The organism is Comamonas sp. CMM02 (assembly GCF_014851485.1).
Taxonomy (GTDB): Bacteria; Pseudomonadota; Gammaproteobacteria; order Burkholderiales; family Burkholderiaceae_C; genus Comamonas; species Comamonas avium.
The window spans coordinates 324025-336523 of sequence record NZ_JACUZW010000004.1 but is presented as its reverse complement, the minus strand read 5'-3'; the positions used below and the strand labels follow the sequence as shown (position 1 = coordinate 336523).

The 12499-nt window shown below is 57.3% G+C and carries 11 protein-coding genes; 6 read left to right on the top strand and 5 right to left on the bottom strand.

The window, feature by feature from the left end; genetic code table 11:
• The first annotated feature begins 110 nt into the window (after positions 1 to 110).
• From IB213_RS15115 to IB213_RS15100, 4 genes are all read left to right on the top strand, one after another.
• Positions 111 to 971 carry a putative phage abortive infection protein gene (locus IB213_RS15115; RefSeq protein WP_192407559.1) on the top strand — a complete coding sequence of 287 codons (861 nt, stop codon included), beginning with the start codon at positions 111 to 113 and terminating at the stop codon, positions 969 to 971.
• A gap of 183 nt (positions 972 to 1154) precedes the next feature.
• A complete protein-coding gene (pdxY, locus tag IB213_RS15110; RefSeq protein ID WP_225561141.1) occupies positions 1155 to 2090 on the top strand; it encodes a pyridoxal kinase PdxY in 936 nt (311 codons plus the stop codon).
• Between the two features lie 453 nt (positions 2091 to 2543).
• Positions 2544 to 3239, top strand: a complete 696-nt coding sequence (locus tag IB213_RS15105; RefSeq protein WP_225561140.1) for a hypothetical protein — start codon at positions 2544 to 2546, stop codon at positions 3237 to 3239.
• 213 nt (positions 3240 to 3452) lie between these two features.
• On the top strand, positions 3453 to 3983 hold the full coding sequence (locus tag IB213_RS15100) for a GNAT family N-acetyltransferase (RefSeq protein WP_192407557.1): 531 nt from the start codon (positions 3453 to 3455) through the stop codon (positions 3981 to 3983).
• Between the two features lie 86 nt (positions 3984 to 4069).
• Here IB213_RS15100 and serA read toward each other — a convergent pair whose 3' ends face one another.
• The 3 genes from serA to IB213_RS15085 form a co-directional block, all read right to left on the bottom strand.
• Positions 4070 to 5302 carry a phosphoglycerate dehydrogenase gene (gene serA / locus IB213_RS15095; RefSeq protein ID WP_191722086.1) on the bottom strand — a complete coding sequence of 411 codons (1233 nt, stop codon included), beginning with the start codon at positions 5300 to 5302 and terminating at the stop codon, positions 4070 to 4072.
• Positions 5303 to 5810: 508 nt separating this feature from the next.
• Positions 5811 to 7970 (bottom strand): methyl-accepting chemotaxis protein, encoded by a 2160-nt coding sequence (locus IB213_RS15090; protein ID WP_192407555.1) that lies wholly within the window; start codon positions 7968 to 7970, stop codon positions 5811 to 5813.
• Positions 7971 to 8424: 454 nt separating this feature from the next.
• On the bottom strand, positions 8425 to 9567 hold the full coding sequence (locus IB213_RS15085) for a diguanylate cyclase (RefSeq protein ID WP_192407553.1): 1143 nt from the start codon (positions 9565 to 9567) through the stop codon (positions 8425 to 8427).
• A 395-nt stretch (positions 9568 to 9962) separates the two neighbouring features.
• On the opposite strand from IB213_RS15085, the gene IB213_RS15080 reads away from it, so the two are divergent.
• Positions 9963 to 10196, top strand: a complete 234-nt coding sequence (locus tag IB213_RS15080; RefSeq protein WP_191722083.1) for a hypothetical protein — start codon at positions 9963 to 9965, stop codon at positions 10194 to 10196.
• 69 nt (positions 10197 to 10265) lie between these two features.
• Here the strand turns inward: IB213_RS15080 and IB213_RS15075 are convergent, their stop codons facing one another.
• Together IB213_RS15075 and pyrE are read right to left on the bottom strand one after the other, a co-directional pair.
• On the bottom strand, positions 10266 to 10871 hold the full coding sequence (locus tag IB213_RS15075; RefSeq protein WP_192407552.1) for a DUF4124 domain-containing protein: 606 nt from the start codon (positions 10869 to 10871) through the stop codon (positions 10266 to 10268).
• A gap of 70 nt (positions 10872 to 10941) precedes the next feature.
• On the bottom strand, positions 10942 to 11640 hold the full coding sequence (gene pyrE, locus IB213_RS15070) for an orotate phosphoribosyltransferase (protein ID WP_192407550.1): 699 nt from the start codon (positions 11638 to 11640) through the stop codon (positions 10942 to 10944).
• On the opposite strand from pyrE, the gene IB213_RS15065 reads away from it, so the two are divergent.
• The gene (locus IB213_RS15065) at positions 11639 to 12451 is read left to right on the top strand and encodes an exodeoxyribonuclease III (RefSeq protein WP_192407548.1); all 813 of its coding nucleotides are present in this window, start codon (positions 11639 to 11641) and stop codon (positions 12449 to 12451) included. The genes pyrE and IB213_RS15065 overlap by 2 nt on opposite strands.
• Positions 12452 to 12499 lie beyond the last annotated feature (48 nt).

The following is a 12499-nucleotide window of genomic DNA, read 5'->3' as shown; positions in this document are numbered from 1 at the left end:
CTTTAAGCCTCAGCAAACCCGCAACTTTGCACCCCGGCCAGACAATCCTTTAGCGGATCGCCAGCCCCAACATTTACACTGTCCAGCACAGGCTTGGAGGCTCCGGGAATATGTTCAAAAAAGCATGGCAAGAAATCCACTTGCTCGAATTCATTGCCGTCTTTTTGCTGGCTTGCACGGCATGGTTCTACATCAAGACCTATGTCGATTTTGAGAGCAACTACCTGACCTGGCTGGAAGGGGCCAACAACGGCGAGGGCATGAGCCGTGCTGAGGCGCTGGGGCTGTCGGGCGACTTTTTAGGCGGTGTGCTCAACCCCATCTTGAGTTTTTTCTCGTTTCTGGCTCTGCTGTTCACCTTGCGCCTGCAGCGGCGAGAACTGACCGCCACGATGGATGAGCTGAAGAAATCCACGGTGGCTGCCGAGAGCAATGTGCGCCTGTTCACCGAGCAGATCCGGGCGCAGCGGCTGGATGCATTTGAGAACACCTTCTTCTCGCTGCTCAAGCTGTTCAACACCACGTTTGAAAAAATCAACGAACACCACGATGCCGAAGGCGACACGCCTGCAGGCAGCCCCTTGCAGTTGCTGATGGCACAGGCGCGCAGCCAGCCTACGCTGGAAGAGGCGCGCATGGTGCTGATGGCCGACCACAGCGAGATTGACCACTTCATATCCATCTTGTTTGAAATGCTCAAGTTCATAGACCAGAAGTTTCCGCAGGACTCGCACACCGACCACATGTTCTACGCCAACATCCTCAAGGCCATCATCAACCAGGAGGCTTTTGAGGCGATTGCCATGTACGCCGCCACCAACAACGCAAAGAACGCGTTTTTTGCTTTCAAACAGCTGATTGAAAAATACGAGCTGCTCGAAGAGCTGGACCTGCATGCCACCAAGCACCAGAAGTTTGTGGCGGGATATGCGCAGTTTTTCCCACAACTGCAATCGGTGACGGCGGCTTAAGACTGCAGAGTTCTTTTCAAAAATGAGCACCTCTGTCGCTTGCCACGCCGGTGGCAAAGGCCAAGGCAGCCATCCGCACAGCACCCGCAAGCACATCCCCCACCCTGGCAGGCAGGGCGGGTCGTCAACCATGATTTGACGCACTAACTGTCACCGTTTTCAGCTAGCTCAATGCAGCACTACATGCGCAGCGCTACTATCAGCGGCATTGCATTTGATTGCCGCGCAGACCCTGTGCCGCCACTGCCTAGCGCTATGAATATTCTCTCCATCCAGTCCCACGTTTCTTATGGCCATGTTGGCAATTCGGCTGCAGTGTTCCCGCTGCAACGGCTGGGACATGAGGTGTGGCCGGTATACACCGTCAATTTTTCCAACCACACGGGCTACGGCGCATGGGGCGGGTCACCCATTGCGGCCAGCGAAGTCAGCGCCATCGTGCACGCCATGGAGCAGCGCGGCGCGCTGGCCAAAGTGGATGTGGTGCTCAGTGGCTACCAGGGCGGCGCTGATATTGCCGATGCCATTTTGGACACCGTGGCACGCGTCAAAGCACTCAACCCACACGCGACCTACACCTGTGACCCGGTCATGGGCAATGCCAAGTCCGGCTGCTTTGTGAACCCCGCAATCCCCGTGCTGCTGCGCGAGCGCGTCGTGCCCGCCGCCGATCTGGTGACACCCAACCAGTTTGAGCTGGGCTATCTGGCGGGCATGCCAGTGAGCTCTCTGGATGAGACTTTGGCAGCGGTCGATGCCGTGATGGCCATGGGCCCGCGTGCCGTGCTGGTGACCAGCGTGCACCGCCCAGATGCTCAGGCCGGCACCATCGAAATGCTTGCCGCCGATGCCACGGGCGCTTGGCTGGTGGCTACACCCCACCTGCCGTTCAAGGCCAATGGTTCGGGCGATGTAACCGCCGCACTGTTTACCGCCCACTACAGCCAGCACTTTGGCCGCAACGGCGCAGCCCAGCTGGCGCTGGAACGCACCACAGCCAGCATGTTTGAGCTGCTGCAGCACACGCACACCGCCGGTGCCCGGGAGCTGCAACTGGTGCAGGCCCAGAACAGCTACGTGAACCCGCAAACCTTATTTGCGGCGCGGCAATTGCGCTGACATGACCAGCAGCGCTGCGCTGCAAAGTTCTTTTCAAGAAAGCAGCGCGGTGTGTCTCCGGGCAAAGGTTTGGTTTCACGCATATCTCCTGCGTTTTTTGCAACCCCCGACTTTCCAGCTGACGGTTGTCAGTTCACCGCTTGTGCGGGCAGCCTGACAACCACCGATCGACGCATTCAGCGTTTCGTCAGCTTCGCAGGAAAGCCGGATTGTTACACTTCTGACGAATCATCCGATGCGGGGGCACGAGCCCATGTCCTGACTTAGGCTATTGCCCCCGGTTGATTTTTTCGGCCTAAAGGATTGGTGCTCCGCGCCAATCCGGTGTCGCAGGCACGCGCTGCGGCGCGATATTGCCTGGCCTTGTCTGTCTATGCTGATTGCGGTTTCACGCCTTGCATCCAACCCGCTCTCAGCATGCTGAACGTGCGTGTGCACCTTGCTCACCGCACAATGTCCCGCCCTATTTTTGTACCCGTCTCCATGAATAAATTTGTACAAAGCGCCGTAGCTTTGCTGGCCATCCCCTTCGCCTTGGCATCGCATGCTGCAGAGCCACCATCACCGGCTGTGGCGGTGGACCTGTACCTCAAAACACTGGTGAACCATGACGAGCAAGCCATTCAGCAATTGAATGATTACCTGCGCGCAGACCGCCTGCGCTCTGGCCGCAGCGCAGACTATGCCAATGCTGCAGACCTGAAAAAGGCCGACGAGGAGTTCCCCGGTGAAGTCGCCAAGATGGCGCAAAAACTGTTCCCGGCAGAACAGCAGCAAGCATTGGGCGCCCCCTTGACCGCGCTGATGGCTACCGTGCAACAGGCCCGCCAGAAGTCCGAATGCAAGGTGCTGGAATCCGACAAGCCGGCAATGGACCAGGATGTGTTGACCGCCAACGTGAAGTTTGAGTGCGCACTGGTCAAAGCGCCTGAAACCTGGGTCGAAGGCATTCAGCGCCTGGTACGCACCAAGGGCACTCTTGCAGACAACCTCAGCGGACTGAAGCAACTGCAAGCGGGCTATGCCATTCCGCTCAACTTTACATACCAGGGCACATTCGGGGTCAGCATGGTGCCTAAAGACAAGAACGAAGCATGGCGCAATGATTTCGCGCGCGAGCCCGTGGATCAGATGTTTGAAGCGCTTTGAAGCCCCTTTAATGCCCCTGGCCATGCTAGCCTGAGACAGAACACCAGCGGGCATGTCAGCCCCATGCATGCCCGCTGGGTGTACCTGCAATCTCGGCGTGCAATGCGATGAGGCAGCAAGCATTTTCTGGTCACTTTCGCTGCCTGCTCGCACCCTCTTGCTGCGCCCTTGCTCTCAGCCCACAATCAGGTTTACAGCACCAGGAGGCTATAAGTGGAACTGACCCTTCTCCGCGAACAAGATGCCCAGGCTCTCTGGGTCTTTGAGACCACCCACCGTCAGTACTTTGAAAGCTGGATCAACGCCCGCCCTGAAACGTTTTATACGCCCGAGGGCTTTGATCAGGCCCTGCAGACCGCGCTGCTGCAGCAAGCAGCAGATCAGGCGTTTCACTACCTGATCTGGCTAGGCGGTGAACTGGTCGGTCGCATCAATCTCACACAAGTGCGGCGCGCACATTTTCAAAGTGCCAGTCTGGGTTACCGCATTGCACCTACGCACAGCGGCCAAGGGCTGGCCAGCGACGCTGTGCAGGCAGTGATGCAAAAGGCTTTTCACATCCACGGCCTTAAACGGCTGGAAGCCACGGCACGCCCCGAGAATCCAGCGTCTATCCGCGTACTGGTGAAAAATGGTTTTCACCAGTTTGGCCACTCCCGCTCCAGCCTGGAGCTGCACCGCCAATGGTTTGATCTGCTGTACTTTGAAGCCCACGCCCAGGCACCCACCACTGCCAGGGCATAAATTAGCCAGGCACTGCAACCTGGCTCTGACGATCTGTAAAGCCCCCCACCACCTCGGGTGCTGGGGGTGAGCATCAGTTGATGCGCTTAGAACAGCACGCGGCAGCGGATGGTCCCCGCGATCTGAGACAGCTTTTCCAGCGCCAGTGCCGAGGACTGGGTGTCCACATCAATCACCACATAGCCAACTTTTTCGTCGGTACGCAGGTATTGCCCGGCCACGTTGATACCGTTGTCGGCAAACACCTGGTTGATGGCCATCAGCACGCCCGGGCGATTCTGGTGTACGTGCAGGATACGGTTGTGACCGGGGTGCTCAGGCAGTGCCACTTCCGGAAAATTCACCGCCGATGTGGTGGTGCCGTTGTCGCTGTACTTGACCAGTTTTTCAGCCACTTCCAAGCCGATGTTGGCCTGCGCCTCCATGGTTGAGCCGCCAATGTGTGGTGTGAGGATGACGTTGTCCATGCCGCGCAGCACCGACTGAAACTCGTCCTTGTTGCTCTTGGGCTCTACGGGGAAAACGTCGATGGCAGCCCCCAGCAGCTGGCCTGCTGTCAGCGCGCTGGCCAAGGCGTCAATATCAACCACGGTGCCGCGCGATGCATTGATCAAAATGCTGCCCTGCTTCATGGCCGCAATCTGTGCCGCGCCCACCATGCCGTGGGTGGACGGCAGCTCTGGCACATGCAGACTGACAATATCGCTGACAGACAGCAGCTCTTGCAGTGATGCGGCCTGGCGGGCATTGCCCAGCGGCAGCTTGGTGACCACGTCATGGAACACCACCTGCATACCCAAAGATTCCGCCAGCACCGACAGCTGGGTGCCGATGGAGCCATAGCCCACAATGCCCAGCGTTTTGCCGCGAATTTCAAAGGCGTTGTCAGCCGTTTTGAGCCACCCACCACGGTGTGCTGCCGCATTTTTGGCTGGAATGCCACGCAGCAGCAAGATAGCTTCGCCCAGCACCAGCTCGGCCACGGAGCGGGTGTTGGAGTATGGTGCGTTGAACACCACCACGCCGCGCTCACGTGCCGCATTCAGGTCAACCTGATTGGTACCGATGCAAAAGCACCCCACGCCGACCAGCTTAGGTGCGGCCTGAAAAATAGCTTCAGTCAGCTGGGTGCGCGAGCGGATGCCCACAAAGTGGACATCGGCAATCTTTTGCTGCAACGCTTCGGCATCCAAAGCGCCAGATACCGTCTCCACATTCGTGTAGCCCGCACGCTGCAGCACTTGCAGTGCACTGGGGTGGATACCTTCCAGCAGCAGGAATTTGATTTTCGACTTGTCCAGCGACGTCTTGCTTGTCATGACAGGGCTCCCGTTATGTGATGTCGCCATTACAGCGGATTCTGGGTAGTGCTACGCCGGGTAGGTGCTCCGCGTATGGTGTAGCTGCGTCCGTGCATTGGCCTTGGACACAAGAAGATGCCCGCTGAAAGGCTACAGGGGCAGCCCAGCCTGATACGCCTGCAGACAGTGCTTGCGCACGCAGCACAGCGACACCCGATGGACGGATTACGTACTTGCGTGTTTGCGCCTGATAACTCAGAAACAAGAGCAATCAACGCCTTATCCATCACCACCACAGGTGCTTTTTCCAAAAACAGTACCCTGCGCGTGAACCACGCACAAGGCATTGCCTGATCACCCTGCGAAGGCACCGCATTGGCGCCGAACGCTGCAGCCACCTCAGAGCGGCTGGCACGCCCCTGCAAATTTCAAGATTTTCGGTGACGACGGGGCGCGAAGCTGCAGGCAGTACCGGCGTGTGCCAGGGCCAGGCAACGACGCGCGTTCAAGGTGATTTCCGCAAGTCTTAGAACGTTTCCCAGTCGTCCTCTGCGCCCGTCGTAGCGGCCACCTTTGGCTTGCTCGCAGGTTGCACCACAGCAGATGCTGTACTACTCGGAGCCAAGGCAGGTGCCTTGGGCATGCCAGGCTTGCTCGCAGCGACCGCCGGTTTTGAGGGTGCGCTGGCTGCTGCTCGAGTGGCCAGCACAGGGCTGCGCAATGGGTTCACGCTGCCGCCTTGCAGACGGAAGATGGAGACGGCATGCACCAGTTCATCAGCTTGCTTGCGCAGACCTTCGGTAGAGCCCGCCATTTCCTCTACAAGGGCAGCGTTTTTCTGTGTGGTCTGGTCCATATGGGTCACAGCTTCTGCCACCTGTGCCACACCGTTGCTTTGTTCGCCGCTGGCATGGCTGATATCGGTGATGAGCTGGGTGACCTTCTGAATTTCCGTGATGGCTTGCTCCATGGTTTCACCCGCGTGGGCGGCCTGGATGTTGCCTTCGTGGATTTCAGCCACGCTGTGGCTGATGAGCTGCTTGATCTCCTTGGCAGCATCAGCGCTGCGGCCAGCCAATGCACGCACCTCACTGGCCACCACGGCAAAGCCTCGGCCATGCTCTCCAGCACGTGCGGCTTCGACCGCTGCGTTCAATGCCAGGATATTGGTCTGAAAGGCAATGCCATCAATGACACCGATGATGTCGGCGATCTTCTTGCTGCTGGCATCAATGCCCTGCATGGTGTGCACGACTTTGCGCACAGCCTCACCCCCTTCGGTGACCACGCGCTGGGCTTCGCGGGTGCGATGGTCTGCAGACTGGGCATGGTCGGCGTTGTGCGCCACGGTCGAACCTAGCTCTTCCATGGCCGCAGCAGTTTCTTCCAGCGCGCTGGCTTCGCTTTCGGTGCGTGTGGCCAGGTCTTGATTGGCCTGTGCAATTTCTGCACTGGCAAGCGCCACGCTGTGGGCTTGCTCATTGACGGAGCGCACCACGCGGGTCAGACCTGCACTGGTGTTGTTCATGGCTTCCAGCAGATGGCCAATCTCGTCTTTGCGGTCACTGTGTATTTGCACGGTGAGGTCGCCTTCAGCAATGGCATCAGCCATGCGGCTGGCTTCATTGAGTGGACGCACGATCATGCGGCGGATCAGCCAGAACCACACAGCAGCCAACACCAGCACAGCGCCCAGCCCCATGGCCGCGAACTTGACAATGAGGGACTGCGTTTCAGCCGTAAATTCATCGGTGTATGCGCTGGAGGCAAACACCCAGTTCCACGGGGCATAGTGGCCAAATACGGCCAGCTTGTCGCGGGCAGCGCTTTCTCCCGGGTTGATCCAGGGATAGCGGATAGCACCCTGCTTGAGATCCAGCATTTCTCGGATGAACAAGTGACCATTGCTGTCCTTGGACTCCAAGATGTTGCCGCCTTCTTGTGCAGGATGCACCACCAGCTGACCGCGCTGCGGGCCGTTGTCTGCGCGAAGCACGAAGTAGTAACCGCTCTGACCTACCTTCAAAGCCCGGATAGAGGCTTTGAGGTTATCCAGCAGTTCTGAAAAATCCTGACCCACAAAGACGATGCCCACGGTTTTTCCACCTGCATCTTTCAGTGGTCGGTAGTGCGTCATGTACTGGCGGCCAAACAGATTAGCCAGCCCCATGTAGCTTTCACCGGCCTGAATGGCTGTGTAGGCTGGGTGGTTTCGGTCCAGCAGAGTGCCTACTGCAGTTTCGCCCTGATCGCTTTTCAGCGTGGTAGCAATGCGCAGAAAGTCTGCGCTGCCCTGTGCCGCAAACACTGTGGCCACCGCCCCAGTGCTGCGTGTGAAGGTCTGAATGCGGACGTCATTGCCGTTGAGCAACTCACCATCCAGGCTGAGCAAAGGCTCAGTGCCGCTGCTGTCCAGACTGAGCTGCCCCTTCAGGCTGTCTGCCAGGCTGTTGGCTAAGAACTGCGTACGCTGGCGCAGGTCTTTGTCACTGGACTCGATAAAGCGGTGCAGCATTTGAATGCCTTGCTGCATTTCACTTTGCATTTTGGCTTGCAGCGACTGACTAACGCCCCACGCGATGCCTAAAACCAGCAGGCCCAAAATGGCAGCCACCCAGACAAAATTGGTAATTGCCAGCTTGGCACCCAAACCCTGGTTGCGCCAAAAACGTTGACCGATATGCATCGGGGCATCTCCTTCACGGCTTTTGGGCCGCTGTTGCTTTTGCACAAGTGTGGATACCGCACGGCGGCATTCCCAGCGCATGCATCTGTGCGGATGCATGCGGATCAAGCGCTAGCTTGATGGATCATGGCTGGAGCGTAGCGATCCTCTGCCCTTGCCGAATTGATGAAAATCAAGCGGTAACCAAATGTTGCTTTATATACAGGCAGTGTTTGCATGCCCGCTGGAATGCCCGCCTTGCGATTTGCTTGATTGCATGAGCGCCAGTCCTAACACCGGCCATCTGCCCTTTTTTGGTGCGGCGACGCACATAGCGATGCCCCAAAGCACACGCTGCGCGCCACTGTGCGCGGTAACCCAGGGAAAGCAGCACCAACAAAAAAGGCATCGCATGTATGCAATGCCTTAAGGAGTGAAAACTGGCTTCAATCGTTTATCTATATGGCTTCGAACGCTATCCAAAACTGGGTGCAGAGCCTGCCGCGACTGCCTCCACACCCACGCGGTTACTGCCCGCATCCTTGGCCTGGCACAGCAAGACATCCGCACGATGCAAAGCCTGTTGCAAAGAATCGTTCTCTCTGACCATGGCCAGCCCAAAGCTCGCTGTCAGTTGCTCCCCATTCGCAACCGTGCCGCCCCAGCTTTGCTGACGCATGCTGTGGGTAATGCGCTGTATCAGTGCCTGAGCGTTGTCCATGTCGATGTCACGCAAAGCCATTCCAAACTCTTCACCGCCGATGCGCGCCACATGATCGCCTTCGCGAACGCTGGACTGCAGCAACTGGGCAAAGCTGCGCAACACCTCGTTGCCAACGGTAGTGCCAAACTGGTTGTTGATGCGCTGGAAATTATCCAGATCGCACAGAACCAGCACACTGATTTGCTGTGTCGCGGGGTGGCTGCCGCACACGGCATCAAATGCGCGGCGGCTGAGCAGGCCCGTCAACGCATCACGGTCAAGGCCTGTGCACAGCACGGGCAGGCCATCAGTCAGCGTGCAGCCCACCATTGCGGCCACCAGCAAGCCCCCACTCAGAGGAATAAGGAGACTCCACATCCACGCAGCAACCTGGCTAGATATGGCCTCGGCATTCAGCCACGGACTGCACAGCACCAGCGCGCTGATGGCGGTGTAAACCAGCAGCAGCATGCGCTCCATTCGGTGGCGCGAAGCCAAACTCCACGTCACAGGCAGAATATGACCTAGGATCAATGCCAGCCCCAGTGCAGTCACAACCCAGTGGCCGTGTGCAGAAGGGCTGATCAGCATGAAGTACCACGCACCCACCGCCATTACCCCTGCGCCCGCAGCGACCCAGATCACTTGCACACGCCGCCCAAAGCGCATGGCGACAGACTGCGCCACAGCCACAGCCGCTGCGCCACTGAGTAAACCCATGTGCACATGCTCCCCCCAGCCCGCCTGTGCTCCCCACAGCGCATAGACAGCTTGGGCACATCCGGCCAGCAGCAAGCCACCAGCTAAACAGAGCAAGTTAAGGTGCTTGCGGTGGTAATGCCAGACGATGCCGCTTATGGCAGCCATCAGCGCCAGCAAGATGGACGCTGCAAAAGGCAAATAGATAGGGGCCATCAGACTCTGGAGAAAAATACGGGCACGACCATTGCACCCAGACAGGCATATTTGTATTTCAATACCGCTGTTACACCAGCCTACACCTGCACGGCGAAAACCAACGCCAGACAAAAGCGCAAACACTGCATTTCGGACAAGTTCTGACAATCGATTCCGTAAATTTCTGAGCTGTGGCAATGGTTCACTCAACAGACCATCAGCAATTGAGCACAGTAACTGTCTGTAGATATCCACGTCACCCAGATGGCTGGCTTGCCGCATGACCGTGCATTGAGTGAAGGCACGATGGCAAGAAATACCACCCAAATGCTGTCGTCTGCACCCTTGTGAAGCATCGCAAGCCGTGCCACATTCACGGCGTACGCTTTGTATCCATCTTTTGAGGAGCTGCCATGACCACACAGGCCACCGTCAATCTCGACAAACTGCGCAATGCAGTTCAGCAGTTTGGAGCAATGAGCTTTACGACCTCACAAGTCGCAACGGACTATCACCGGGGTGAAAACAGCGTGAGTGACAGCGACGTCCAGCACTTTGATGGACTTTTGCATCGCCATGCAGCATTACTAGGTATCGCACCGCAACCCTCTAGCGCAGGAGGAGATACGGTATGGCAAGCACTGTAGCAACTCGGAAAACCTGATTTCTCAGCACGTCACAGTACGTGCTTTTTGCGCCTGCTGGCGCAATTGGGGCTACTGAGATGCGGCAGAAGATGCGGGTTCCTGCGATTGCCACAAAGGCTGCAGTCGCAACAGCTCTGCATCAAAGCGCTTGTGAACACGCTGCACTTGTCCATTTTGTTCATCCATCAGTGCGCGCTGCTCCTGCTGAGCGTCCTCTACATCCTGCACGGCAATACGCAGACGCGCAGGCAGCTTGGAGTGATCGTTGCCGTAAAACTCCAGCTCTTGCTGGAGTTTTCGCTTTTCCTGCACCAACTCGTCCATTCGAGCCTGGGCCAGAACCTTTTGTTCTTGCACTTGTATCAGGGCATCACGCCGCGCAACATCATGACTTTCACGACGCGGATAGCGGGTGAGCAACACGGCATCGCGACGGCGCTGCTCTTGCACGCGCTGCTGCATCTGCAGCTCATTGCGCCGCTGCTCCAAGCGCTGCGACATTTCTACTTCAGACATTGCCGGGCCGACACGACTGCGCTCAATGCCTGTGGGCCCCAGGACACGCTGCTCACGGTCAGCACACTGGGCAATCGGACGATCCGCGGTGATGCGCAGCCCCGAGGCATCCACACACGTGTAGATGCCAGCGGCATATGACGGCTGCGAGATCGCCAATACGGCCAGCGCAATCTTGCAAAGGACAAAAGACCTAATGTGTGATGCCAACCGCATGCCGTAATATTTTTTAGTCGTTCACTCCATAGCGTTGGCGGTATGCCAGCACACTTTTGTGGTGCTGCTCCATCTCGCCTTCACCCCCCCGCGATCCCAAATACGCCAGCAAATCTGCCAAATTAGCAATGGTGCAAACTTGCAGGCCCAGTTGGTTACGCACATATTGCACTGCGCTGTGATCAACGTCTTTGCCATTCTCTGTGGCTTTCTCTTGGCGGTCTAGTGCAATTGCCACGGCGTGTGGCGTAGCCCCCGCAGCCTTGATCAAGGCAATAGACTCGCGCGCCGCCGTGCCTGCACTCATCACATCGTCGATGATGAGCACACGGCCTTGAATGGGAGCCCCCACCAAAGTGCCGCCCTCCCCATGGTCTTTGGCTTCTTTGCGGTTGTATGCAAAGGGAACGTTTCTGCCCAGGCGGGCCAGCTCGACTGCCACAGTCGCAGCCAGCGGAATACCTTTGTAGGCAGGCCCAAAGACCATATCGAACTCCATGCCGCTGGCCACAATGGCTTTTGCATAAAATTCCGCCAAGCGGGCCATCTTGGCTCCGTCATCGAACAAGCCAGCGTTAAAGAAATAAGGGCTCATACGCCCAGCCTTGGTCTTGAATTCGCCAAAACGCAGCACCCCTGCGTCTACGGCAAACTGCACAAACTCTTGCGCCAGACGATTGTTTTGGTCTTGTTGCGCGTTATTGATTGACATGGATTCTTCCCTTTTCAAATTGACCAGCCTCAACCTCAACGGCATCCGCTCTGCCGCATCCAAAGGTGTGGAGGAATGGATTGCGGCCACTGGCCCGGATTGTATTTGCGTGCAGGAGGTGAAGGCGCAGGCTGCGGATATAGAAGGAAAATTTGACAGCCTGGCCGGAATGCGCGGCATCTTCCATTTCGCGCAAAAGAAGGGCTACTCCGGTGTCGGCATCTATAGCCGCCATGAACCCAGCGACGTCGTTGTCGGTTTTGACCCTGAAGAATTTGACGCGGAAGGCCGCTATGTGGAAGCACGCTTTGATACGCCTGAGCGCAAATTCTCCATCATCAGCAGCTACTTTCCCAGTGGTTCATCAGGACAAGAGCGCCAGTCAGCCAAGTTTCGCTTTCTAGCCAAAATGCATACGCATTTGATGCGCATGAAGGGTGAGCGTGAATTCGTTCTGTGCGGTGATATCAATATCGCTCACCGCAAGGAAGACCTGAAAAATTGGCGCAGCAACCAAAAAAACAGTGGCTTCACCCCAGAAGAACGTGCCTGGATGGACATGCTGCTGGCAGCCAATGACATGGGCGGCATCCACGATGTCTACCGTTGCCTGCAGCCCGACACCACCGATGAATGCTACACGTGGTGGAGCAACCGCGGCCAAGCCTATGCCAACAACGTGGGGTGGCGTTTGGATTACCACCTGGCAACACCAGCAATTGCAGCGCTGGCGCGCTCAGAATCTATCTACAAAGGTCAGAAATTTTCGGACCATGCCCCGGTGACGGTAGGGTATGAGATGAGGCTGTGACTGTGCAGTCCATGAAGACTACGCACTAATCATGCAAAGAATTTTTCG

What these genes read in the sequence shown, in the direction of transcription:
- pdxY (WP_225561141.1), top strand. Translation starts at nt 1,155, where the DNA reads ATGCGCAGCGCTACTATCAGCGGCATTGCATTTGATTGCCGCGCAGAC.
- IB213_RS15080 (WP_191722083.1), top strand. Translation starts at nt 9,963, where the DNA reads ATGACCACACAGGCCACCGTCAATCTCGACAAACTGCGCAATGCAGTT.
- IB213_RS15105 (WP_225561140.1), top strand. Translation starts at nt 2,544, where the DNA reads ATGTCCCGCCCTATTTTTGTACCCGTCTCCATGAATAAATTTGTACAA.
- serA (WP_191722086.1), bottom strand. Translation starts at nt 5,302, where the DNA reads ATGACAAGCAAGACGTCGCTGGACAAGTCGAAAATCAAATTCCTGCTG.
- IB213_RS15115 (WP_192407559.1), top strand. Translation starts at nt 111, where the DNA reads ATGTTCAAAAAAGCATGGCAAGAAATCCACTTGCTCGAATTCATTGCC.
- pyrE (WP_192407550.1), bottom strand. Translation starts at nt 11,640, where the DNA reads ATGTCAATCAATAACGCGCAACAAGACCAAAACAATCGTCTGGCGCAA.
- IB213_RS15065 (WP_192407548.1), top strand. Translation starts at nt 11,639, where the DNA reads ATGGATTCTTCCCTTTTCAAATTGACCAGCCTCAACCTCAACGGCATC.
- IB213_RS15090 (WP_192407555.1), bottom strand. Translation starts at nt 7,970, where the DNA reads ATGCATATCGGTCAACGTTTTTGGCGCAACCAGGGTTTGGGTGCCAAG.
- IB213_RS15085 (WP_192407553.1), bottom strand. Translation starts at nt 9,567, where the DNA reads ATGGCCCCTATCTATTTGCCTTTTGCAGCGTCCATCTTGCTGGCGCTG.